18 protein-coding genes are annotated in these 23,800 nt (G+C 72.6%); 12 read left to right on the top strand and 6 right to left on the bottom strand.

Annotated features, from left to right (window positions below):
* Positions 1 to 123: 123 nt before the first annotated feature.
* Positions 124 to 783: an RNA polymerase sigma factor gene (locus HCC61_RS06385; RefSeq protein ID WP_169134561.1), complete on the top strand. Its 660-nt coding sequence runs from the start codon at positions 124 to 126 to the stop codon at positions 781 to 783.
* Between the two features lie 290 nt (positions 784 to 1,073).
* Positions 1,074 to 2,300, top strand: a complete 1,227-nt coding sequence (locus tag HCC61_RS06380) for a hypothetical protein (protein WP_169134256.1) — start codon at positions 1,074 to 1,076, stop codon at positions 2,298 to 2,300.
* Positions 2,301 to 2,865: 565 nt separating this feature from the next.
* Here HCC61_RS06380 and HCC61_RS06375 read toward each other — a convergent pair.
* Positions 2,866 to 3,723 (bottom strand): L,D-transpeptidase family protein, encoded by an 858-nt coding sequence (locus HCC61_RS06375; RefSeq protein WP_346777056.1) that lies wholly within the window; start codon positions 3,721 to 3,723, stop codon positions 2,866 to 2,868.
* 396 nt (positions 3,724 to 4,119) lie between these two features.
* Between HCC61_RS06375 and HCC61_RS06370 the strand changes: the two genes are divergently transcribed.
* Positions 4,120 to 5,718: a methylmalonyl-CoA mutase family protein gene (locus tag HCC61_RS06370; RefSeq protein WP_169134255.1), complete on the top strand. Its 1,599-nt coding sequence runs from the start codon at positions 4,120 to 4,122 to the stop codon at positions 5,716 to 5,718.
* A 560-nt stretch (positions 5,719 to 6,278) separates the two neighbouring features.
* Here the strand turns inward: HCC61_RS06370 and HCC61_RS06365 are convergent.
* Entirely contained in the window at positions 6,279 to 6,986 is a 708-nt protein-coding gene (locus HCC61_RS06365; protein ID WP_169134254.1) for an HAD-IA family hydrolase, read from the bottom strand.
* A gap of 90 nt (positions 6,987 to 7,076) precedes the next feature.
* On the opposite strand from HCC61_RS06365, the gene HCC61_RS06360 reads away from it, so the two are divergent.
* On the top strand, positions 7,077 to 8,588 hold the full coding sequence (locus tag HCC61_RS06360) for an amidase (RefSeq protein WP_346777055.1): 1,512 nt from the start codon (positions 7,077 to 7,079) through the stop codon (positions 8,586 to 8,588).
* Complete coding sequence (locus HCC61_RS06355; RefSeq protein WP_169134253.1) at positions 8,585 to 9,244, top strand: disulfide bond formation protein DsbA; 660 nt, start codon at positions 8,585 to 8,587, stop codon at positions 9,242 to 9,244. Before HCC61_RS06360 ends, HCC61_RS06355 begins: the two co-directional genes overlap by 4 nt.
* 18 nt (positions 9,245 to 9,262) lie before the next feature.
* Here the strand turns inward: HCC61_RS06355 and HCC61_RS06350 are convergent, their stop codons facing one another.
* A complete protein-coding gene (locus tag HCC61_RS06350; protein WP_169134252.1) occupies positions 9,263 to 10,834 on the bottom strand; it encodes an FAD-dependent monooxygenase in 1,572 nt (523 codons plus the stop codon).
* A 37-nt stretch (positions 10,835 to 10,871) separates the two neighbouring features.
* On the opposite strand from HCC61_RS06350, the gene HCC61_RS30555 reads away from it, so the two are divergent.
* Entirely contained in the window at positions 10,872 to 11,672 is an 801-nt protein-coding gene (locus HCC61_RS30555; protein WP_240968505.1) for a TetR/AcrR family transcriptional regulator C-terminal domain-containing protein, read from the top strand.
* A 207-nt stretch (positions 11,673 to 11,879) separates the two neighbouring features.
* Positions 11,880 to 13,985 (top strand): TetM/TetW/TetO/TetS family tetracycline resistance ribosomal protection protein, encoded by a 2,106-nt coding sequence (locus tag HCC61_RS06335; protein ID WP_169134251.1) that lies wholly within the window; start codon positions 11,880 to 11,882, stop codon positions 13,983 to 13,985.
* 7 nt (positions 13,986 to 13,992) lie between these two features.
* Here HCC61_RS06335 and HCC61_RS06330 read toward each other — a convergent pair whose 3' ends face one another.
* The gene (locus HCC61_RS06330; protein ID WP_169134250.1) at positions 13,993 to 14,715 is read right to left on the bottom strand and encodes an FCD domain-containing protein; all 723 of its coding nucleotides are present in this window, start codon (positions 14,713 to 14,715) and stop codon (positions 13,993 to 13,995) included.
* 263 nt (positions 14,716 to 14,978) lie between these two features.
* Between HCC61_RS06330 and HCC61_RS06325 the strand changes: the two genes are divergently transcribed.
* Both HCC61_RS06325 and HCC61_RS06320 read left to right on the top strand, forming a co-directional pair.
* Positions 14,979 to 15,527: a gluconokinase gene (locus HCC61_RS06325; RefSeq protein WP_169134249.1), complete on the top strand. Its 549-nt coding sequence runs from the start codon at positions 14,979 to 14,981 to the stop codon at positions 15,525 to 15,527.
* A gap of 63 nt (positions 15,528 to 15,590) precedes the next feature.
* Complete coding sequence (locus HCC61_RS06320; RefSeq protein WP_169134248.1) at positions 15,591 to 16,994, top strand: gluconate:H+ symporter; 1,404 nt, start codon at positions 15,591 to 15,593, stop codon at positions 16,992 to 16,994.
* Positions 16,995 to 17,164: 170 nt separating this feature from the next.
* Here HCC61_RS06320 and HCC61_RS06315 read toward each other — a convergent pair whose 3' ends face one another.
* Together HCC61_RS06315 and HCC61_RS06310 are read right to left on the bottom strand one after the other, a co-directional pair.
* Positions 17,165 to 18,751: a polysialyltransferase family glycosyltransferase gene (locus HCC61_RS06315; protein ID WP_240968647.1), complete on the bottom strand. Its 1,587-nt coding sequence runs from the start codon at positions 18,749 to 18,751 to the stop codon at positions 17,165 to 17,167.
* 32 nt (positions 18,752 to 18,783) lie between these two features.
* Positions 18,784 to 19,770 (bottom strand): glycosyltransferase family 2 protein, encoded by a 987-nt coding sequence (locus HCC61_RS06310; protein ID WP_169134247.1) that lies wholly within the window; start codon positions 19,768 to 19,770, stop codon positions 18,784 to 18,786.
* Positions 19,771 to 20,004: 234 nt separating this feature from the next.
* Between HCC61_RS06310 and HCC61_RS06305 the strand changes: the two genes are divergently transcribed.
* The 3 genes from HCC61_RS06305 to HCC61_RS06295 all read left to right on the top strand — a co-directional run bounded on the left by HCC61_RS06305 (position 20,005) and on the right by HCC61_RS06295 (position 23,792).
* The gene (locus tag HCC61_RS06305; RefSeq protein ID WP_346777054.1) at positions 20,005 to 21,483 is read left to right on the top strand and encodes a DUF6716 putative glycosyltransferase; all 1,479 of its coding nucleotides are present in this window, start codon (positions 20,005 to 20,007) and stop codon (positions 21,481 to 21,483) included.
* Between the two features lie 82 nt (positions 21,484 to 21,565).
* Positions 21,566 to 22,792 carry an acylneuraminate cytidylyltransferase gene (locus HCC61_RS06300; RefSeq protein WP_169134246.1) on the top strand — a complete coding sequence of 409 codons (1,227 nt, stop codon included), beginning with the start codon at positions 21,566 to 21,568 and terminating at the stop codon, positions 22,790 to 22,792.
* Between the two features lie 40 nt (positions 22,793 to 22,832).
* Complete coding sequence (locus HCC61_RS06295) at positions 22,833 to 23,792, top strand: N-acetylneuraminate synthase family protein (protein WP_169134245.1); 960 nt, start codon at positions 22,833 to 22,835, stop codon at positions 23,790 to 23,792.
* Positions 23,793 to 23,800: the final 8 nt, after the last annotated feature.

Genomic DNA, 23,800 nt, shown 5'->3' with positions numbered 1-23,800 from the left:
CTCTCGAATCGATGCTGGTCTGTGCGTGAGGCATACGCAGGCATCAGCGAGACGACGACAGACGTCCGACCAGGGGCGTGACCAGATCCGTTGGGACATCGCGGAGTGGGGCGAGAGACGGCCGTGCAGGGGGACGACGCGGAGTTGACCGCCGCGGTGCGTGCGGCACAGGGCGGGGACGAAGGTGCGTTCCGCGTCGTGTACCGCACTGTGCATCCGCGGCTGCTCGGCTATGTCCGCACCCTGGTCAGTGACGCCGACGCCGAGGACGTCACCTCGGAGGCCTGGCTCCAGATAGCCCGCGACATCAGCCGGTTCAGCGGCGACGCCGACCGTTTCCGCGGCTGGGCCGCCCGCATCGCCCGCAACAGGGCGCTCGACCATCTCCGTACGAGGGGACGCCGCCCCGCCGTCGGCGGCGACGAGAGCGACCTCGCCGTACTCCCGGCAGGTGCCGACACCGCCGACGAGGCCCTCGAAGCGCTCGGCACCGGACGCACGATGGCGCTGATATCCCTGCTGCCGCAGGACCAGGCCGAGGCGGTCGTGCTGCGCGTGGTGGTCGGGCTGGACGCCAAGAGCGCGGCGGAGGTGCTCGGCAAGCGCGCAGGTGCGGTACGCACGGCAGCGCACCGTGGGCTGCGCAAGCTCGCACAGATTCTTGAGGAGTCCGGATCCGCTGAATCGGTCGCCGATCCGGGAGAACCGCCAGGGGGTCCCGATGCGTTTCCTACGGCGCGCGGTGTGACGCATAAGGCCACGCGAACGCTGAGGGAAACGTGATGGCGGACGACGACCGGTACAGGTGGCTGGACGACGAAGCTGCGGAGCGCTTGCTCCGCGGCTCGGTGGTCAATGCGCGTAGCGCGCGGTACGGCGGTCGTCACGGGGCTGGACACGACAACGTTGAAGGCGCTCCGACCAGCCGGTATGCCGATTCTTACGACGGGACGGTTGCCTACGGCGCCTACGAGAGCGCTTACGGTGCCGGTCACGGTGAGGCCCAGCGCCCGCCGGTTCACGGCTCCCCGGTTCACGGCTCCCCGGTTCAGGGCGGCGGGTACGGACGGCCGGTGCCGCCCACGCCGTCCTGGGCGCGCGACAGCGGCCCCGCCGATTCCGGAGCGCCTCTGCCTGCGCAGCGCAGCGGCGAGGATCTCGCCGAGGACCGGCTCGCGCACTTCCTCGACACGCTCGTGTCCGAGCAGACGGCGACGCTGCACGCGCTCGGCGCGGCCCGCACCGGGACGGTGTCGGGTGACGCGGGCGCCGAACTCCCCGGCGAGGCGGCCGCGATGGCGGCCTTCCGCGCGGCCCACCCGCGCGCGGGCGCCGAACACAGCGGCACCGTCGACATCAGCGCGGGACCGACCGAGGCATCGACCGTCGTCGGCAGGCGCGCCGCCGCGCGTGAGAACCGCCGGCGGTCGCGCGGCCGTCCCGGAGGCGCCCGGCGCAGCTCGCTGGTCGGACGTCCGCTGCGCGCGGGCTTCGCCATGGCCGTCGCGGGTTGCGCGCTGGGCGGCGCGGCCGTCGCAGCCGGCACGGGCGTGCTGCCCACGCCGTTCGGCGGCGGCGACTCTCCCGCGGCGAGCGTGTCCCCGCTGGCCAGTCCCGGTACGTCGCGCGACGAGGCGGCCGGCGGTGGCGGCGGCAGTCCGTACGACGGCGGTCCAAGACGCGGCACCCGCGAGGGAGGTTCCCCGTCCGACTCGCCGACCGGCGAGGACCTCGCGGGCACGGAACGAGGACGGGAGGGGAAGCCCCCCGGCGGTCCGAAGGACTGGTGGCACGGCGGCGGGAAGCACCTGTCGGAGGCCGACAAGAAGGCCATGGCCCGGGCGCTGTGCAGTGCGTACGAGAACGGCGGTCTCTCTCTCAGGGACCGGGTCCTTCTGGAGACCGCGGCCGGCGGCTCCGCCAACGTGAAGAAGTTCTGCGACAAGCACGACGGCGGGCGCGAGAACGAGAACGGCTCGGACGGCGCGAACGGCGCCGGCGGTGTCGGCACCCCCGGTGTCCCCGGCAGTACGGGCGGCTCCCAGGGTTCGTCGTCGGGAAACGCCGGCGGTGACGAGGGCGGCGACGGCGGCAACGACGGCGGAGATCAGGGCGGTAACGAGTCCGGCGGCGACTCGGAGGGCTCGGGCGGCAGCCGGCCCGACAGCGGCGGGCAGAGCACCGACGGCGGCACCGGCGAATCGGGCACGGCCTCGGCGGCACCCTCGGACGACCCGTCGGCGAGCGCGGATGCGGACGCGAGCAGCAGCCCGTCGGCGGACGCCACGGCAGGTTCGTAAGCGGCAGGTTCGTAGGCCTCGGCCGATTCCTGGGCCACGGCTCGGCCCGCTGCCCGGTGGTCGGCGCCCGGTGCCCGGCCCACTGTGTCTCCGGCTCGCGACCCGGCCACGGTCGCCCCGGCACATGGTCGGTCTCCGGTCCGATGTCCCTGTCCCTGTCTCCTGTCCCATGTCCCTTGGGCCCGGCGGCCGTTCACCGGTCCGCTCCCGGCGGGCGCCCTCCCGTGGTGCGGTGATCCGCGGCGGCGGAAGCGCGGCGATGCGGCTGCCGCGCCCATACGACCGGCCTGGTTCCGCCGCGCTCGGGCCCGGTCGCGAGCTGTGTGATGCAGGTCACATAATTTAGTTGAATCCTGGTGTGACACTTTCGGACCAGACAGCGCAGTAACAAGTGAGCCGACTGGTCATCGGCTGCGCGACAAGTCCGAGGTTCCCCCCGTACCTTCGGGCTCGCGCGAATGGCGCGGGCGGGACACGTTCCCCCGGTCCCGCCCGCGCCCCATCGGGGATTCCGAGCCTCAAGTCCCGCGCGTTCTCCGGGCGTTGACGCCCCGCCGGGCTCCGCTCACTTGTAGACGACGACCTTGTCGCCCTTCCGCACCTGTGCGAAGAGCGCCGCGATCTTCTTCTTGTCCCGTACGTTGACGCAGCCGTGCGAAGCGCCGCTGTAGCCGCGGGCCGCGAAGTCCTTGGAGTAGTGGATGGCCTGGCCGCCGCTGAAGAAGAGCGCGTACGGCATCGGCGTGTGGTAGATCGTCGAGACGTGGTGCCGGCTCTTGAACGTGACGCCGAACTCCCCTTCCCGCGTGGGCGTGTAGGCCGAGCCGAAGCGCACGTCCATCGCCGAGACCATCCGCCCGCCCACGTACCAGGCCAGCGTGCGGCTCTTCTTGCTGACGCACAGCGCGCGCCCCGTGAGGCAGCGCGGGTCGGGGTCGTCGAGCGGCAGCGTCGTCGGCGGATACAGCTCGTCCTGCGAGGGCGGGGAGGTGCGGGCCCGCAGCGCCGCCCAAGTGCCCGATGTGACCGTGCCGTTGGCGGTCCTGCCCTGCTGCCGCTGGAAGGCGCGGACCGAGGCGGTCGTCACGGGCCCGTAGTAGCCCGTCGGGTTGCGGTCGAAGAGCTTCAACTTGCGCAGGCGTGCCTGGAGTTCGCGGATCTGCGCGCCCTGCGCCCCCGTCGCGTACAGCACCGGGTCGGCGGGCGCGGCCGGCTTCGCGCGCCGGGCCGGACTCGGCGCACCGCCGCCGTCGCTGCCGTCGTCGCCCTCGTCCCGTGTGCCGTTGCTCACGGAGGAGCGCTGCTGCTTCTCCTGCGGAGCCGGCGAGAGGGAGGTCTTCGTCACGTGGACGGGCGCACCGTTCGTCGCCTGCGCCTTGCAGCCCGCCGCCGCGCCCCCGCCGACGACCAGCGCCGCCGTCACGGCCCATACGCTGCTGCGCCTTGCCCGTACGGACCTGCCGGTCCCTGTAGCCCCCGCCATCCCAACCCCCGGAACCTGAGCGGACATCACGGAAATTCTCCCCCTTCCGGTCGCCCCTTCTCTTCCCGCGTGGCCGCCGCGCGAACCCCGCCGCGCGGCGGCATCCTGTGAGTGCGGCGCGGCACGCTGTGAGCAAGGTCCCAGCCTGCGGACCTGCAACGGACGAACGCGGGTCGCTACAGTCCGTGGCAATCGGCAGCAACAGTACGAGCGGCGACCGGCTCACCCGAGCGGGACGCGGCACGCGAAGCAGAGCACAGCGAAGCAGAGCACAGCAACGCAGCGCGGAGCCGGAGCACTTCCGGCGCGACCCCAGACCGTACGGAGGCACAGTCCATGGCACGCCAGTCGGGCAACCAGCGGTTCAGCGAGAGCGGTCTGCCCATCGAGCCGGTCTACGGCCCGGACGCGCTGCGTGAGTGGGACTCCGCCGAGAGGCTGGGCGAGCCCGGCTCGTACCCGTACACGCGCGGCGTCTACCCGACGATGTACACCGGGCGGCCCTGGACGATGCGCCAGTACGCCGGCTTCGGCACGGCCACCGAGTCCAACGCCCGCTACAAGCAGCTCATCGAGAACGGCACGATGGGGCTGTCCGTCGCCTTCGACCTGCCGACCCAGATGGGCCACGACTCCGACGCGCCCCTCGCGAGCGGCGAGGTCGGCAAGGTCGGCGTCGCCATCGACTCCATCGACGACATGCGCGTCCTCTTCGGCGGCATCCCGCTGGAGGAGGTCTCCACGTCGATGACCATCAACGCCCCTGCCGCGCTGCTGCTGTTGCTCTACCAGCTCGTCGCCGAGGAGCAGGGCGCCGACCCCGCGAAGCTGACGGGCACGATCCAGAACGACGTGCTCAAGGAGTACATCGCCCGCGGCACGTACATCTTCCCGCCCAAGCCGTCGCTGCGGCTGATCGCGGACATCTTCAAGTACTGCCGCGCCGAGATCCCCAAGTGGAACACCATCTCCATCTCTGGCTACCACATGGCGGAGGCCGGTGCGACGCCCGCGCAGGAGATCGCCTTCACCCTCGCCGACGGCATCGAGTACGTGCGCACGGCCGTCGCGTCCGGCATGAGCGTCGACGACTTCGCGCCGCGGCTGTCGTTCTTCTTCGTCGCCCGTACGACGCTGCTGGAGGAGGTCGCCAAGTTCCGTGCGGCCAGGCGCATCTGGGCACGCGTGATGCGCGAGGAGTTCGGGGCGCAGAACCCCAAGTCGCTGATGCTGCGCTTCCACACGCAGACGGCAGGCGTGCAGCTCACGGCGCAGCAGCCCGAGGTCAACCTGGCACGGGTGACGGTGCAGGCACTGGGCGCGGTGCTCGGCGGCACGCAGTCGCTGCACACCAACTCCTACGACGAGGCCATCGCGCTGCCCACGGACAAGTCCGCGCGGCTGGCGCTGCGCACGCAGCAGGTCCTCGCATACGAGACGGACGTCACCGCGACCGTCGATCCGTTCGCGGGCTCGTACGTCGTGGAGTCGATGACGGACGAGGTCGAAGCGGCGGCCGTCGCGCTGATGGAACAGGTCGAGGACCGCGGCGGCGCGGTCGACGCGATCGAACAGGGCTTCCAGAAGGACGAGATCGAGCGCAGCGCGTACGCGATCGCGCGGGAGACCGACAGCGGCGAACGCGTCGTGGTCGGCGTCAACCGCTTCCAGCGTGACGAGGAGGACCCGTACGAGCCGCTGCGCGTCGACCCCGCGATCGAGCAGCAGCAGTGCGAACGGCTTGCCCGGCTGCGGGCGGAGCGCGACCAGGCGGCGGTGGACGGCGCGCTGGCGGAGCTGCGCAAGGCGGCGGAGGGGACGGACAACGTCCTCTACCCGATGAAGGAGGCCCTGCGGGCGCGGGCCACGGTCGGCGAGGTGTGCAACACGCTCCGGGAGATCTGGGGGGCGTACGTGCCGAGGGAGACGTTCTGACGGGGTTGTGCGCGGTCTGTTCGTGGTGGGTGCCGGGGGCGTGCCGCTCCGGCGTACATGTCCGGACGGCATGATTTACGCCCGCTTCACGGGACCAGAGTGCTGAGCTTTGTTGCGGGCACAAATCACTTCCCCTCGCCAGCGGGGGAGACCCCAATGAGTGTCCGGCCACGCACGCCTCCACGTCCCACCCCCTCCCGTACGTCGGCGGCTCTCCCTCCGGTGGCACACATTGCACGGCGATCGCCTCGTTCCCGAACGGGCCCAATTACGGCCGTAGTTGACCGAGGCACGAGAAGGGCGGTCTCAAGCCGCCGACGCACGGCGGGAGTTGACCGCGGTGGGCGTGCCCGGACGAAAGCGGCGTACGCGCGACGGCAGGACGGGGCGGGACGCGCAGGCGGTGGTTCCGGGACACTCAAGCGTGATTTGTGGCCTGCGAACCTAGCGGTACGAATCTGGCTCCGGGGGGCGAAGGCCGTAAATCATGCCGTCCCGGGGCCGCCGCCGGAGCGGCACGCCCCCGTAACCCAAACGCACCCCCAGGCGAACCGCACCGCTCACAGCAACTGCAGCACCGCGTCCAGCCCGCGCTCGGAGCCCGGTGACGCACCCGCCGGGAGTACGTAGGCGCGGAGGCCCGCGCCCGTCGCGCCGCCGTCTCTTGCGGGGTGGTCGCCGACCATCAGCGTCTCCTCGGGGGCGACCCCCAACTCCCCGCACGCGTGCCGGAAGAGGTGGGGATCCGGCTTCTCCGAGTCGTGTTCGTACGAGTGCACCCAGCTGCCGAAGCGTTCCGCGAGCCCGTGGTGGGCGAAGGTGGCCCGCAGGTCCCAGCCGACGTCGCTGACCACGCCCAGCGCGATGCCGCGGGCGGCCAGCCGCGCGAGGACCGGCCCGGCGTCCGCGTACGGATGCCAGTGCTCCGGGGTCCGCAGCTGCTCGTACAACGCGTGGGCGTACGGGGCGAGTTGGGGCGCGGAGGCGTACCAGGTGGTGAAGGCGTGCCGGTGCGCCTGCGACGAGACGTCGCGTCCGGCCTGGGCGGTGATCACGGCCGGGTCGTGCAGGCCCGCCTCCAGGGCGCCGAGGATCCCCTCCATCTCCGGCTCCCCGACGGGCCGGGGGAGGACGTCGCGGATGCGCTCCGCATAGCTGCTGATCTGGAAGAGGGTCCCGGAGAAGTCGAAGAGGACGGCACGTACGGGTGCCGGTGGGGCGGACGGGCGGGCACGTATGGGGCCCTCGGGGCCGTGGACGACGGTCATGTGACCTTCCTAGCTCATCCGCGGCGTTGCCGAGCGGGCGGTGGGGGCGGAGGATGAGGGCTGGATTACCGGCGAGTATCGGGAGGGCTGGTGACGGCTGAAGCCGGAGAGAGAGTCGGGCCGCGGGAGTCGCGGGGGCTGGCGGAGCTGGCAGCCGCGCTGGCGGGCGGTGAGGTGACGGCGCGCGCGCTGACCGAGCGCGCGCTGGCCCGTATCGCCGCCACGCAGCCGACGCTCAACGCGTTCCGCCGCGTACGCGGGGAGGCCGCGCTCGCGGAAGCCGATGCCGCGGACCGGCGGCTGGCCCGCGGCGAGCGGCTGCCGCTGCTCGGGGTGCCGGTCGCCGTGAAGGACGACGTGGACGTGGCGGGGGAGCCGACGGCGTTCGGATGCCCGGGCGACTTCCCGTCGAAGGAGGCGGACAGCGAGGCCGTACGGCGGCTGCGCGCGGCCGGTGCCGTGATCGTGGGGAAGACCAACGCCCCCGAGCTGGGCCAGTGGCCCTTCACCGAGGGTCCGGCCTTCGGCGACACCCGCAATCCGTGGAGCCTTGAGCACACGCCGGGCGGGTCGTCGGGCGGTTCGGCCGCGGCGGTCGCCGCGGGCCTGGTGCCGGCGGCGCTCGGTTCGGACGGGGCGGGCTCGATCCGCATCCCGGCCGCCTGGAGCCATCTCGTCGGCATCAAGCCGCAGCGCGGCAGGATCTCGACGATGCCGGAGCCGGAGGCGTTCAAGGGGATCACGGTCTTCGGGCCGCTGGCGCGCACCGTGCGGGACGCGGCGCTGCTGCTCGACGTGGCCTCCGGCAGCGCGGACGGGGATCTGCACCGTCCGTCGCCGGTCGAGGTGCTGCCGGCGGCCGGGCAGGACCCGGGGCGGCTGCGGATCGCGCTGTCGCTGCGGCCGCCGTGGACGGCGACGCGGAAGTCGCTCGATCCGGTGGTACGGGAAGCGGTCACGGGCCTCGCCGACCGGCTCGCCGCGCTGGGGCACGAGGTCGAGGAGGCCGATCCGCGCTACGGGGCGATCGGCCTGACGTTCGTGCCGCGCGCGACCGCCGGAATCCGTGAATGGACGGGCCGCGTCCCGGACTTCGCGCTGCTGGACGCCCGTACCCGTGGTGCCGCGGGCACGGGACGGCTGCTGGGCGGGCGGGCGCTGCGGGCCGCGCGGGCCGCCGAGGCGCCGCTGCACCGGCGGGTGGGACGGATCTTCCGCCGCTACGACGTCGTACTCGCCCCGACGACGGCGACGCCTCCGCTGCGGATCGGCGATCTCGCGCATCTCTCCGGCTTGCAGACCGACCGGACGATGATCGCGCACTGTCCGTACGCCTGGCCTTGGAACGTGCTCGGCTGGCCCGGCGTCAATGTGCCCGCGGGCTTCACGCCTTCGGGGCTGCCGCTGGGCGCGCAGCTGCTCGGCCCGGAGAGCAGCGAGCCACTGCTCGTACGGCTCGCGGCCCAACTGGAGGCGGACCGGCGGTGGTTCGAGCGGTGGCCGCAGGAGGGCGGGCCGCCGGCGGCCGGTGACCAGGAACGGAGCGGGTCCGGCGATCCCCGCGGCGCCGCCGGACGTACGGAACCGGAAGCGCGGCCATGACCGCCGGTGCGGAGCGCGCGCAGGGCCCCGGCGCGGGCCCCGGGCCGGACTGGAGCGTCGACTTCTGGCTCGACCCCGCCTGCCCGCTGACCCGCCACACCGCACGCTGGATCGCAGGGCTCGCCGAAGGCTCGGGCCTCCGGGTGTGCCGTCGCGTGATGAGCCTGGCGGTGCTCAACGAGCACCGTGACGACGACCCCGAGGGCGACCCCGACGGCTACCTGTGGATTCCCGCGCGCGTCGCCGCGGCCGTACAGACGGAGCACGGCCATGACGCGCTCGGCGCCTTCTACGACGCGTTGTGGACCGAGCCCGACGGCCAGGGCGGCCAGGGCGGTCGGGGAGGCGCCGAACGGGAGTGGATCGGCGACATAGCCGAAGCTCTGGGCCGCGCCGGTCTGCCCGCGGCGCTCGCCGGGGCCGGCACCTCCGCGGACTACGACCGTGCGCTGCGCGCCTCCCACCACGCAGGCGTCGACCGCATCGACGCCGAGATCGGCACCCCCGTACTGGCCGTCACCGCCCCCGGCGGCGAGCAGTGTTCGTTCTTCGGACCGGTGCTCGAAACAGTCCCCGGCGAGCGGGAGTCGCTCCGCCTCTGGAGCGCCCTCGCCCACCTCGTCCACGTACCGGGCTTCCACCAGCTGCGGGCCTAGCCGGCCGACCGGCGTCACTCAGCGCAGGCCGAGGCGCGGCAGGAGGCCGGTGAGCCGGGGGGTCCAGGCGTCGGCGACGGCACCGAGATAGCCGTCGGGGCGCACGAGGAACAGGCCGCTGCCGTACGCCTTTTCGGCATGCTCCTCGGCGCCGTGCAGCTCGTAGGCGTGCACGCCGTCCGGTACGGAGTCCGGCAGCCGCGTGCCGCCGAAGGCGAGCAGCGTCCAGTGCGGGCCCCGGAACGCGTCGAAGAGACGGATCCGCTCGCCTCCCGCCGTGACGGCTTCCGCATCGGGCGCACGGTCGCCCGCGCGGAGTTCGCCGTCCGGCGCGGAGCGCAGTTCGTGGGCGAGTGAGCTGTCGCGGTAGCCGATGTCGAGCTGGCGGGTCTCGCGTCCGCGCTGCTGCTGTCCGCGGTGGATGCGGGTGCTCAGGCCGAGCACGTCGGCGGCGAGGGGCAGCCGTTCCTCCTCGTACGTGTCGAGGAGCGCGTCCCCGGCACCGTGCCGCAGCACCCCGCCCAGCTTCCAGCCGAGGTTGAACGCGTCCTGGATGCCGGTGTTGAGGCCCTGACCGCCTGCCGGTGAGTGCACGTGCGCCGCGTCGCCGGCGAGGAGGACACGGCCCTGCCGGAAGCGGTCCGCGAGCGCCGCTCTCGGGCGGAAGACCGAGGCCCAGCGCACCTCGCGCACGTCGTCCGCTGTCAGGTGGCTGCGCTCGGCGACGAGGGCCCGTACTTCGTCCGGCGAGGTCCCCGGCTCTGCCTTTCCCCGGGGCCCTCGGCCCTGGTCGGGGTCCCCCTGGCCCGGAGAGGGGGAGTGGTCCCGGTCGTCGAAGATCGCGGCCAGCTGGAAGAGTTCGCTGCCGTGCAGCGGGCACAGCGCCAGCGCGCCGCCCCTCGCGTGCGGCCATACGTGCCAGTGCCCGCGGTCGAGTCCGGTGAGCCGTACGTCGGCGACGAGCGCCGGATGCGGATCGACGTCCTCACCGGTCATGGCGATGCCGAGCGACGTGCGTACGGTGCTGCGGCCGCCGTCGGCGGCGACGAGGAACGCCGTGCGGGCCGTGGTGCTTGCGCCGTCGGGCCCGGTGAGGTGTGCGGTCACGCCGTCGCCGTCCTGCTCCAGTCCGGTCAGCCGGGTGCCGAACTCCACCTCGCCACCCAGTTCGCGCAGCCGCTCGTACAGCAGCTCCTGCGTACGCCACTGCGGAAGCATCCGGCCCTCGTCGTAGGGCTCGCCGGGCCGGGCCTCGGAGGGTTCCACGAAGTCGAAGGGCTCACCGGGTCTGTCGCCCTCCCAGGGGAGCATCCGCGGATACGGGCCGCTCTCGCGCCGTACGGCTTCGCCGAGACCCAGGTCGTCCAGCACCTCCAGGGTGCGTGGCTGTAGGCCCTTGCCGCGCGATCCGGGGAAGAGCTTCCCGCCCTGCTCGATCAGCCGGGTCCGCACGCCCCTGCGGGCCAGGTCGCACGCGAGGGTCAGCCCGACGGGACCGGCTCCGGCGACCAGCACCGCCGCGGCCCCGTCGAGGTTCTCGACGCCCCGGCTCTCGACTTCCGTGTCCTTAACGCTGTTAAGTGATGCCATGGCGCGAGCATGCGCTTAACGCTGTTAAGTTGTCAACATGGCCAAGGTGAAAGGGCAGTCGGGACTGGACCGCGCACAGGTTGTGGACGCGGCGCTGCGGCTGCTGAACGAGGTGGGCCTCGACGGGCTCACCCTGCGCCGCGTCGCCCAGGCGCTGAACGTCCAGGCGCCCGCCCTGTACTGGCACGTCCGGAACAAGCAGGAACTGCTCGACGAGATGGCCACCGCGATGCTGCGCGAGATGGACGCGGAGGGCGGGAGCGACGCGGGCTCCACGGGCTCCACGGGCTCCGCGGGCTCGGGCTCTGCGAACTCTGAGGATCCAGAGGGCGGTTCGGGCTCCGCGGGCTCCGCGGGCTCCCCGGGCTCTGCGGGCGGCGACGGTGCGGACGGCTCGTCCCCGGGGGAGAGCTGGCAGGAGCTGCTGGCGGGGGTCGGCCGGGGCCTGCGCCGGTCGCTGCTGCGCTACCGGGACGGCGCCAAGGTCTTCGCGGGCACCCGGCTCACCGACACCGGCCACGCGGCGCAGCAGGAGGCGCACCTGCGGCGGCTGGTGGCTGCGGGCTTCTCACCGGGTGGCGCCGCGCGTGCCGCGTTCATCGTGTTCGTCTTCACCGAGGGCTTCGTGATCGAGCAGCAGGCGGTGCAGCCCGTGCCGGGCGAGCGCGCCCCCGGGTACGACACGGCCGCGCGGGCCGACTCGTTCGGCTCGGAGTTCCCGCTGGCCGCGCAGGCGGGCGCCGACCTCTTCGAGGACTACGACTCCCGGTTCGAGGAGGGTCTGGCCGCCGTCGTCGCCGGCATCGGCGCGACTCTCGGGCCCCGCCCGTCGCGCTGACCCTGGCGCCCGTACGGCCCGCCCATGGGCCGTACGGGCGGGCCGTACGGGCCGAAAACCTGTTGCTCTGCGTGGCCTTGCTCTGCTGTGCTCCATCGCGACGTCCGGCACCGGCCGGACCCGGGTCGAGCAGGGAGAAGCAGATGCGGCGAGCGCTCATGTCCAACCAGAAGGGAACGATCATTCGCTCAAAGGACATGACGCTCTGTGAAAACGCTCAATCTGGGAATCCTGGCCCATGTAGACGCCGGTAAGACGAGCCTGACCGAGCGGCTGCTGCATGCCGCCGGTGTCATCGACGAGCTCGGCAGCGTCGACGACGGAAGCACCCTGACCGACTCCCTCGCCCTGGAACGGCAGCGGGGGATCACCATCAAGTCCGCCGTCGTCTCGTTCACCGTCGGCGACGTCGTCGTCAACCTGATCGACACTCCCGGCCACCCCGACTTCATCGCCGAGGTGGAACGGGTCCTCAGCGTGCTCGACGGAGCCGTGCTCGTGATCTCCGCCGTCGAGGGCGTGCAGGCGCAGACCCGGGTGCTGATGCGTACGCTGCAACGCCTGCACATCCCCACTCTCCTTTTCGTCAACAAGATCGACCGGGCCGGTGCGCGGTACGGGCACGTGCTGCGGAGGATCGCCGAGAAGCTGACCCCCGCCGCCGTGGCGATGGGGCGGGTGAGCGAACTGGGCACGCGTGCCGCGGAGTTCAGGCCCTACGCCGACGGCGTCGCCGCACTGACCGCCGTCGCCGCCGATACCGCCGTCCCCGCCGATACCGCCGTCCCCGCCGATACCGCCCCTACCGCCGAAGTCGCCGGTGCGCCCGGCACCGGCTTCGTGCCGCGCCTCGCCGAGGTGCTCGCCGAACACGACGACGAACTGCTCACGGCGTACGTCGAGGACGAGACGGTCCTGACGCCCGCCCGGCTGCGCGACGAGCTGCGCGCCCAGTCCCGGCGGGGCCTCGTACACCCCGTCTTCTTCGGCTCGGCCATCACCGGCGCGGGCGTGGAGGCGCTCACCGCGGCGCTCACCGAGCTGCTGCCCGCCGGGGAGGGCGACCCCGAAGGGCCCGTGCACGGCACCGTCTTCAAGGTCGAGCGAGCGCCGGACGGGCAGAAGACGGCGTATGTGCGGATGTTCTCGGGGACCGTCCGCGTACGGGACAAGCTGCTCCACGGGACCGACGGCGAGGGCAAGGTCACGGGCATCGACGTCTTCGAGCAGGGCACCGACGCACCGGGCCCGCATGTCCCGGCCGGCCGGATCGGCAAGCTGCGCGGCCTCGCGGGCGTGCGGATCGGCGACGCGCTCGCCGCCGAGGGCGCGGACCGGCAAGTGGCGCGGCAGCAGCACCACTTCGCCCCGCCGACGCTGGAGACCGTCGTCACGGCGTGCCGGCCACGGGAGCGCGGAGCGCTGCACACTGCGCTCACCCGGCTCGCCGAGCAGGACCCGCTGATCGGCCTGCGGCAGGACGAACTCCGCGGCGAGCTGCACGTGTCGCTCTACGGCGAGGTGCAGAAGGAGGTCGTACAGGCCACGCTCGCCGACGAGTTCGGCCTCGACGTCGCCTTCCGCGAGTCCACCGTCATCTGCGTCGAACGTCTCGACGGGCCGGGCGCCGCGGCGGAGCTCATGGGCAAGGGGTCCAATCCGTTCCTGGCGACCGTGGGGCTGCGCGTCGAACCGGCCCCGCCGGGCAGCGGAGTCTCCTACGGCCTGGACGTCGAACTCGGCTCCATGCCCTACGCGTTCATGCGCGCCGTGGAGGACACCGTGCGCGAGACGCTGCGCGAGGGCGTGTACGGATGGGAGATCCCCGACTGCACCGTCACCATGACCCACTCCGGTTACGCGCCGCGCCAGAGCCACGCGCACGCGATCTTCGACAAGAGCATGTCCAGCACGGGCGCCGACTTCCGGCAGCTGACGCCGCTGGTGCTGATGGACGCGCTGAAGCAGGCCGGTACGACGGTGCACGAGCCGATGCAGCGCTTCCGGTTGGAGATCCCGGCGGAGACCTTCGGCACCGTGCTGCCGGTGCTCTCGCGGCTGCGCGCGGTGCCGCAGGCGCCGGAGACGCGTGGCGACGCGTATGTGCTGGAAGGGGAGATCCCGGCGGCCCGCGTACACGCCCTGGAGCAGCAACTGCCCACGCTCACAAGCGGGGAGGGCGTGCTGGAGTGCGCGTTCGCCCGCTACCGGCCGGTGGTGGGGGAGGTCCCGTCGCGGCCGCGCACCGACCACGACCCGCTCAACAGGAAGGAGTACCTGCTGCGCGTCGTGCGGCGGGTGGCCGGGGCCTGACCCCGGATCACGGTGCGAGGACGTCCAGTTCGGCGAGGGCGTCCTCGGTGATCGTGCGCATCACACGCTCCGCCGCCTCGCCGTCCCCCTCCCGTACGGCCTCGGCGACCTGTACGTGCATGGTCACCGCCTCCGGGCGGGGGTCGCTGAACATCACCTCGTGCTCGGTGCGCCCCCTGAGGACCGCGGCGACGACGTCGCCGAGGCGGGCGAACATCTCGTTCCGCGAGGCCCGCAGTATCACGCGGTGGAACGCGACGTCGTGCACGAGGTAGTTCGCCAGCTGCTGCCCGCGTGAGGTGCGCACGAGCCCCAGCGCGTGCTCGGTCAGCTCCGCGCACTCCTCGGGCGTGGCCAGCTCCGCGGCTAGGCGTGCGGCAGTGGGCTCGACGGCCGAGCGCAGCCGGGTCAGCGAACGCAGCTGCCGCGAACGGTCCGCGCCCGCGAGCCGCCACGTGATCACCTGCGGGTCGAAGACGTTCCACTCCTCGGTGGGCAGCACGGTCACGCCCACCCGGCGCCGCGACTCCACGAGGTGCATGGACTCCAGCACGCGCACCGCCTCGCGCACGACGGTGCGCGAGACCTCGTACCGCCCGGCCAGCTCGTCCGTGAGCAGGACCGTGCCCGGTGGGTAGTCACCCGCGGTGATGGCGGGACCGAGCCTGGCCAGCAGCCGCGCGTGCAGTCCGCGGCCCCGGCGCGGCTCGTCCGCAGCCTGGCTGGTCATGAGTCTCCTGTGTCTCCGCCCCGTTACGCCCCCGGCCGCCTCAGCGTACGTGGTGCCCGTCACGGATATTAAGTACGACCATTCAATAACTGCCTATTGAATAAGTGTGACGTAATGGGGTTGAGTGTGCGGCGCCCTGAGACGAGAACAGCGAGGTGCGTATGGGGTCTCCACACCGGAGCCGCCGGAGGCAGTTGGGGCCTCCCCGCCGGAGGCAGGGGAAGGACGACGGTGGCCGTGGCCCCCGTGGCGTGGTGATCGTCATGGGCGTGGCCGGCACCGGCAAGACCACCGTGGGCGCACTGCTCGCCGACGCGCTGGGCGTGCCCTACGCGGAGGCGGACGCCTTCCACCCGCCGGCGAACGTCGCGAAGATGACGGCGGGCGAACCCCTCGACGACGCCGACCGCGAGCCCTGGCTCGACGCCATCGGCGAATGGGCCGCCGAGCGCGCGGAGACGGGCGGCGTGGTCAGCTGCTCCGCGCTCAAGCGCGCCTACCGCGACCGGCTGCGCGCCGCGGCTCCCGGCGTCTTCTTCGTGCACCTCACCGGCGACCGCTCGCTGATCGCCCGCCGCATGGAAGAGCGCCGGGACCACTTCATGCCGCTCACGCTGCTCGATTCGCAGTTCGCGACGCTGGAGCCGCTCCAGCCGGACGAGGCGGGCGCCGCCGTCCCGGTCGGCGCGGAACCGGACGCGGTCACGCGGCTGGCGCTCGGCGCGGTCCGTGACGGGGCCGCGTTCCGTGACGAGACCGCGTTCCGTGACGAGACCGCGGTGCCGCAAGAGCCGTCCCCGGTACGCCCGTAGGCCCCGACTCCCGGACCCCACACCCCCCGCAGACCCCCGTACACACGTCGACAAGGAAGAGCCGTGCGCCAACTCAGTGCCGAGATACTGGCGGCCGGACCGGAGCCCGTGGACCCCATCAGCTCCGCCGGCCATCTTCAGCTGGGGCTCGCCGCCCTGGCCGGTATCGCAGTCATCGTCGTTCTCATCACCCGCTTCAAGGTCCACGCCTTCCTGGCGCTCACCCTCGGCACCCTCGCCCTGGGCGCCGTGGCCGCGGCACCGCTGGACAAGACCATCGAGAGCTTCTCCACGGGGCTGGGCGACACGGTCTCCGGGGTCGGCGTCCTGATCGCGCTGGGCGCCATGCTCGGCAAGCTGCTGGCCGACTCCGGCGGCGCCGACGAGATCGTCGACACGATCCTCGCGAGGACCGGTACGCGGGCCATGCCGTGGGCGATGGCGCTGATCGCGGGCATCATCGGGCTGCCGCTCTTCTTCGAGGTCGGCCTCGTGCTGATGATCCCGGTGCTGCTGCTGGTCGCCCGGCGCGGCAACCTCTCGCTGATACGCATCGGCATCCCCGCCCTCGCGGGCCTGTCCGTGATGCACGGCCTCGTGCCCCCGCACCCCGGGCCGCTCGCCGCGATCGACTCCGTGCACGCGAACCTCGGCGTGACCCTCGCCTTCGGCGTGCTGGTCGGCGTCCCCACGCTCGTCATATCCGGGCCGCTCTTCGCGCGCTTCGCCGCGAGGTGGGTGGACGTACAGCCGCCGGAGGGGATCGTTCCGCAGCGTCCGTCCGAAGATCTGGAGCGGCGGCCGAAGTTCGCGGTGACGGTCGCGACGGTGCTGCTGCCCGTGGTGCTGATGCTGGCCAAGGCGCTCACGGACATCGTGATCGACGATCCTGAGAACACCGTGCAGCGCGTCATGGACGTGGCCGGCTCGCCGCTGATCGCGCTGCTCGCGGCGGTGGTCGTGGCGATGTTCACGCTGGGCAGGGCCGCGGGGTTCACCAAGGGGCGCATCACCTCGACCGTCGAGAACTCCCTGATGCCGATCGCCGGGATCCTGCTGATCGTCGCCGCGGGCGGCGGGTTCAAGCAGACGCTGGTCGACGTCGGCATCGGCGAGATGATCCTGGACTTCTCCAAGAGCTGGTCCGTGCCCGCGCTGCTGCTGGGCTGGCTGATCGCCGTCTGCATCCGGCTGGCGACGGGTTCCGCGACGGTGGCCACCATCTCGGCCGCCGGACTCGTAGCGCCGCTGGCGAACGACATGAACACCGCTCAGGCGGCGCTGCTCGTGCTGGCGGTCGGTGCGGGCTCCCTCTTCTTCAGCCACGTCAACGACGCGGGCTTCTGGATGGTGAAGGAGTACTTCGGGATGAGCGTCGGCCAGACGATCAAGACGTGGTCGGTGATGGAGACGCTGATCTCCGTGGTCGCGCTGATCTTCCTGCTGCTGCTCTGGCTGGTCGTCTAGCGGGCGCGATTCGGCCTGGTCGGCCCAACACGTGGCGAACGGGCCGGACTTGTGCGCAACGGGCCGGTCCGGGACCCGAATCGGGGTCCCGGACCGGGAGGTTCTCCGTGTCGTGCGGCCTGTCGCGCGGCCCCTTGCGCGTCGTGTCGCGCGCCCGGCCGTCGCGTCCGTCAGCCCAGCGCCGCGCGCTTCGCCGCCCGCACCCGGCGGACGGCCCTGCGCACCATGGGCCTGCGCCGTAGGAACGCGAACTGCTTGGTCCAGCCGCCCGGCAGGGCGAGCGCCGTGAGGCGGCGCCGCTTGAAGTAGCGGCGCGTACGGGAGTCGAGCCGCTCGGAGAGATAGCGCTCCGCGTCGGAGCGCAGCCACGGGAGTATCTCGGGCTGCATGCAGTAGCCGACCGAGCGGAGCAGCGCGGCCGGCCGCCGCCCGGTCTCCTCCGCGCCGGGCATGCGCCAGATGGCGGCGTCCGCACGCGCCGGCTGCCCCGAACCGGAGCCCGCCGCCGCGGAGTTCTGCGTTCCGGACCCTGTCGTCCCGGGTTCCTGGGTCCCGGGCTCCTGCGTCCCGGATTCCGCCGCCCCGGAGCCCGTTTCCGTTCCGGAGCCCGTTTCCGTTCCGGACCCCGTTTCCGTTCCGGACCCCGCTTCCGCCCCGGACCCCGCTTCCGTCCCGGAAGTCGAGGCCGCGTCGGCCTCCGCGCCCGCCGCCGCCTCCTCGACGTCCGGCAGCAGCGCGTCGACGAGCGTGACCGGCACCCGGTTGCTGTTCTGGTACGGCGCGATCCGTTCCAGCAGCAGCCCCGTGCCCGTACGTGCCGCGGGCAGCCCGTAGAAGGAGGCCGCCGTCAGCAGGGCCGTGGAGAAGCAGCCCACGACCAGCTCGGGGCGCATCTGCTCGTAGAGCACCTCCGCCAGTACCGGGGTGTTCAGCACCCGCAGTTCGACGCCGAGTTCACCGGCCTCCTTCTCCAGCGCGCGCGAGAAGCGCGGCGGTGCCACGGGATGCGGCTTGAAGACCACGCTGCGGTGGCCCATACGTGCCGCGCCGCGCAGCATCCGCAGATGGAGCCGCTCCTCCTCCTCGGCGGTGAGGATCTCCAGCGCCGACATGTACTGGCCCAGCAGCAGCGCGGCGCCGCGCGGCGCCGACGCGACGCTCGGGGGCACGTCCCGCGCCAGCTCCGCGAGCACGGACTTGAAGGCGGCGGTGGGCACGACCTCGCTCGGCACGTCGAACTCCGTGAGCAGCAGCGGCTCCAGGCCCGGCAGCAGATCGAGGTGGAGCAGCCGCCGCACCCGCGAACCCACCAGCGGATCCAGCTTGTTGCGGGTCGGCCCGTAGCTCATCAGCCCGTCCGCGTACACCTCGATCGGGGTGTCGGAGAACGACTTGGCGACGGCGAGGGCCGGTTCGACCTGGATGGACTCGACGATCAGCTCGACGTGGTCGTCGCCGAGTCCCCACAGCAGCCGCAGGTACCGCTCCCACATCGGGGCGTCGTCCGTACGGGGCGACCAGCCGCCGGGGTGGAAGGGGTGGATGGCCTCGTTCCACGACAGCACGCGGTCGAAGCGGTCACGCAGCCGCTCGAATCCGGGCATGGTGTCCAGCGCCGGGGTGGTCTCCGGATTGCCGGCGTTGTTGCTGACGAGCAGCAGCCGGTGGTCGGCCCCCCGGAAGCTCCCGGCGTCGATCGCGGCGGCGAGCGTCGCGGCGCCGTAGAGGGTCGAGGCGAAGAAGATCTGCGTACGCATGCGGTCGGTCCGTCCTGAAAGGTCTGTGTCGCTCACGCTGCCTGTCCCGCTGCCCTGCTGAAGACGGCGGGACGGCGGCGCAGCCTGCGCAGCCGTCCCGCGCGTTCGAAGTCCATCGAGTCCAGTGCGCCCGCGAGGACGTCCGAGGGAAGGCGCCGCAGCGCCGCCGCGCTGCGCCGGCGCAACTCCCGCTCCACACGGGGCTGGAACCGGCCGCTGGTCAGATGGTGGGAGATGATCGCGCAGTAGGTGCGCACGGCCTTCGGCAGCAGCTCCTGCGCCTGCTCGTCCCGCGAGGTCTCGTCGATGACCTGGTCGAAGGCGCGGATGAAGTCCAGCTGCCGCACGTCCCCGATCTGCGTCAGCGAGGAGGCGACGCCGCGCCGGTAGTAGACGCCCGTCATGCCCAGCACGGCGAAGGACTTCGCCTCGCGGTGCAGCCGCCAGATCCACGGGCGGTCCTCGGCGGTGCGCAGCCCGTGCGTGAAGTGCAGCAGGCCGTCGTCCAGCAGTCGGCGGTGGTAGATGCCCGCCCAGGCGTAGGCGTAGTCGACGGACGTGGTGCGGGTCGCGGGCAGGATCGCGTCGCGCGGGTTCATGACGACGCCGCGGCGGCCGTGCGGTACGCGGGCGATCGTACGGGCGCGTGCGGTGCAGCTGACGTGGTCGGTGCGTACGAAGTCGCAGCCCAACTCCTCGATGGCGGCGAGCAGTCGCGGGTAGTGACCCGGCGCGAGCCAGTCGTCGCCGTCGAGGAAGGTGAGATATCTGCCGCGGGACGCGTCCAGGCCGGTGTTGCGTGCCGTCGCCAGACCGCCGTTGCTTTCGTGACGTACGAGGACGGCCCCGCTCAGTTCCCGCTCGGCTTCCGCGAGAATCTCCGGGGTGTCATCCGTCGAACAGTCGTCGACGAGAATGAATTCGATGTCCTCGCGGGCATTCGCGCGTAGGCTTCTGATCGCTTCGGGGGCATAGGACTGCACGTTGTAGAACGGCACGATGACGGAGAGATTGACCACCCGGCCGACCATAAGGGCGGCCCCCGCTCCGTTTGTGGCCTGCGCGGCAACCGGCGGTGAACGGCGCGTGGCGGGATGGTGAATCCGTTGCCCGGCGGGCTTGTTGGCCGGTGCGCGGTGCGCTGTTAACCAGCTGTTGTATTTGCGTTGGGCCGGGCTCCGGAATTGCTTTCTAGCGTCGGGGACGTGCCATCACCCATCCCTCCTCCCGCATCCGGTGAGCATTCCGTTTCCGTGGATTCCGGCTCGCCGGCGACTCCGCTGCGTACAGCCGTGCTCGCGGATTCCGACACCCGCTGGAAATGGGGAGCGCTCACCGCGCGCCGCATCGCGCCGGGCGCCTCCGTCGACGGTCTGCTGCTGCGCGGGCGTGCCACGCCGACGCCGCGGCAGCTCGCCGAGGTCGGCGTGGACGTGGACTCGGTACGGGAGACGAGCGGCGCGGCCTTCGTACGGGAGGCCGCGGACCGCGGGACCTACGACGTGGTGGTGCTCGCCTGCGTGGGCGGCGCCGTGCAGGCGATGCTGCACGGCATGGCGCACGCGGCGCGGGCCGCGGCGTCCGGCGACGGGGCCGTGGCATCCCGCGTCGGGGCCGGGAGCGCCGGCGCGGGCGCCGACCGGGCCGAGGGCGCTGAGCGCACCGCGAGCGCCGACCGGGCCGAGGGCGCGGAAGGGAACGAGGGCGCCCGCGAAGGCGGCGTGCGCCGCCCCGTGACCGTCACCGGCTATGTCGGCGTCGTCTACGAGAAGCTCTCCGACGGCCTGCTGCTGCGCCACGGCGCGGACGTCGTACTCGCCAACTCCCGTTACGACGCGGAGCGTTTCCGCGCCGTCTACGAGGGCGCCGGCGCCGACGCGTCCGCCGTGACGGAGGGCGCGCTGCCCTTCCTCGGCGGCTCGCCCTACGAAGGCCCGTCCGCGCGGCGCCCGTTCACCGTCGTCTTCGCGGCCCAGCCGTCCGTGCCCGCGAGCCGCGACGACCGCGCGTACCTGCTGCGCCGCGCCGCCGGGCACGCCCGCGCGCATCCCGGGCGCGAGGTCCTCATCAAGCTACGCAGCAAGCCGGGCGAGCACACCACGCACATCGAGGAGCAGCCCTACCAGCGGCTCGCGGACCGGCTCGACGGCGGCCTGCCGCCCAACTGCCGCCTCGTGTACGGGCACATGAGCGAGGTCCTGGACCGTACCGACCTGCTGGTGACCGTCAGCTCCACCGCCGCGCTGGAGTCCCTGCACCGCGCCATCCCCACCGCCGTGCTGACCGACCTCGGCGTGCGGGAAGTGCTCGGCAACCACCACTTCCTCGGGTCCGGCTGCCTCGCCTCCTGGGACGAACTCGACGCCGGGCACCTGCCCTCGGCGGACCCCGGCTGGACGGCGCGGCAGGGCGTGCTGCCGGGCGGCCCCTACGAGCGCGCCTTCGACGAGGCACGCGACCGGGTCGCGCGGCTCGCCGCCCGCGACCTGCTGCCCGTCGCGGCGCCCTACTACACGCCGACGACGGCGCCCGGCTATCTGCCCGGTGTGCTGGCCCGCTACGGCTTCGGCGCCGACGGCGCCGTGCTGCCCGGAGCCGCGAAGGCCGCCGACGGTGCTTCCTCCGGGGTGCGCGCCGCGGTGCGCGGTGCCGTGCGGGACGCGGCGCGCGGGGCGTACCGGCACGGCGTGCAGCGCGTGGCCCCCGTGATCCGCCGCATGGGGGAGCTGTGACGGGCGCCGGGGCCCCGCGCCCCCACGGGACCGCCCGCAGCCGCCCGCGCCGCACCCCCTCACTCACAGCCGAGGAGCCGACATGACCGAGTCGTACGGAACAGCTGCCGGCGGCCGCCGCCGCGTGCTCGCCGTGATCCCCGCCCGCGGCGGCTCGAAGGGCGTGCCCGCCAAGAACCTCGCCACGGTCGGCGGCGAGCCCCTGGTCGTCAGGGCCGTACGGGCCTGTCTCGGCGCGGAGTTGGTGACCGACGTGGCCGTCTCGACGGACGACTCCGGCATCGCCGACGCCGCTCGCACCGCGGGCGCCGAGGTCGTGGAGCGTCCGGGCGAGATAGCCGGGGACACCGCGACCAGCGAAGCGGCCGTGCTGCACGCCGTCGACGCCTGCGAGTCCCGGTCGGGATCGCCCGTGGACGCGGTGCTGCTGGTGCAGTGCACCAGCCCCTTCATCACCCGCGAGGACATCGACGCGGTCGCGTCGGCGGTCGTCGAGGGCGGCGCGGACAGCGCGCTGACCGTTGCCCCCTTCCACGGCTTCGTCTGGCGGGACGGCGCCGAGGCGGCTTCCCCCGCCGAGGGCGGCGGCTTCGGCGTCAACCACGACAAGGCCTTCCGCCCCCGCCGCCAGGATCGCCCGCAGGACCTGCTGGAGACGGGCGCCGCCTACGCCATGGACGCCGCCGGCTTCCGCAAGTCCGGCCACCGCTTCTTCGGGCGCACCGAGCCCGTGCGTACGGACCCGGCCCGCGTGCTGGAGGTCGACGACCCGCACGACCTCGCCCGCGCCCGCGCGCTCGCGCCGCTGCTGGACGAGCCGCGGCCCCGGGCGCTTCCCTCCCGCGCCGACGTCGACGCGGTCGTACTCGACTTCGACGGCACCCAGACCGACGACAGGGTGCTGATCGACTCCGAAGGACGGGAGCTGGTCGCCGTGCACCGCGGCGACGGCCTGGGCGTCGCGGCCCTCCGCCGCGACGGCCTGGAACTGCTGGTCCTGTCCACGGAAGAGAACCCGGTCGTCGCCGCGCGGGCCCGCAAGCTGCGGATCCCCGTGCTCCACGGCATCGACCGCAAGGACCTCGCGCTCAAGCAGTGGTGCGAGGAGAAGGGCATCGGTCCCGAGCGCGTGCTCTACGCGGGCAACGACGTCAACGACCTGCCCTGCTTCAACCTCGTCGGCTGGCCCGTGGCAGTCGCGGGCGCCCACGAGGTCGTACGAGAGGCGGCACGCGCCATCACCCGGACACCCGGAGGCGAGGGCGCGATCCGCGAGATCGCCTCCTGGCTCCTCGGACCGTCCCTGTAACTCACTTCGACAGCAAGAAAGATGGAGGAGAACCGTCCTCATGAGCACCAACCCCCGTCTGCGCAGCCTCGGTGAGAAGACCGTCGGCCCCGGCCACCCCGTGTACGTCACCGGTGAGATCGGCATCAACCACAACGGCGAGCTGGAGAACGCCTTCGCGCTCATCGACGCCGCCGCCGAAGCCGGCTGCGACGCAGTGAAGTTCCAGAAGCGCACCCCCGAGGTGTGCACGCCGCGCGACCAGTGGGACGTCGAGCGCGACACCCCCTGGGGCCGCATGACGTACATCGACTACCGGCACCGCGTCGAGTTCGACGAGGACGGCTACCGCGCCATCGACGAGCACTGCCGGAAGCGGGGCATTGACTGGTTCGCCTCGCCGTGGGACGTCGAATCGGTCACGTTCCTCGAGAAGTTCGGCGTGCCCTGCTACAAGGTCGCCTCCGCGTCGCTCACCGACGACGAGCTGCTGCGCGCGATACGTGCCACCGGCCGCACCGCGATCCTCTCCACGGGCATGTCCACCCCGGAGCAGATCCGCCACGCGGTCGAGGTGCTCGGCAGCGCCAACATCGTGCTGTGCCACGCCACTTCGACGTACCCGGCACAGGCGGCCGAGCTGAACCTGCGCATGATCCACACGCTGGAGCGCGAGTTCCCGAACGTGCCCATCGGCTACAGCGGCCACGAGACCGGCCTTCAGACCAGCCTCGCCGCCGTCGCCCTCGGCGCCTGCTTCGTGGAGCGGCACATCACGCTCGACCGCGCGATGTGGGGCTCCGACCAGGCCGCTTCCGTCGAGCCGCAGGGCCTGGCGCGGCTCGTGCGCGACATCCGCATCATCGAGGAGTCGCTGGGCGACGGTGTGAAGAAGGTCTACGACAGCGAGTTGAAGCCCATGGAGAAGCTGCGCCGCGTCAAGGGCGTCGTCGCCGAGGCGGAGTCGGCGGCCGAAGGTGCCGGAACCGACGGGGCCGAGCGCGAGCCGGCCGTGGTCTGACGGAGGCG

The sequence above is a fragment of the Streptomyces sp. HNM0575 genome (genome assembly GCF_012726265.1).
Taxonomy (GTDB): Bacteria; Actinomycetota; Actinomycetes; order Streptomycetales; family Streptomycetaceae; genus Streptomyces.
Note: the sequence above shows the minus strand (reverse complement) of the source record. Positions and strands in the feature narration are given on the sequence as shown.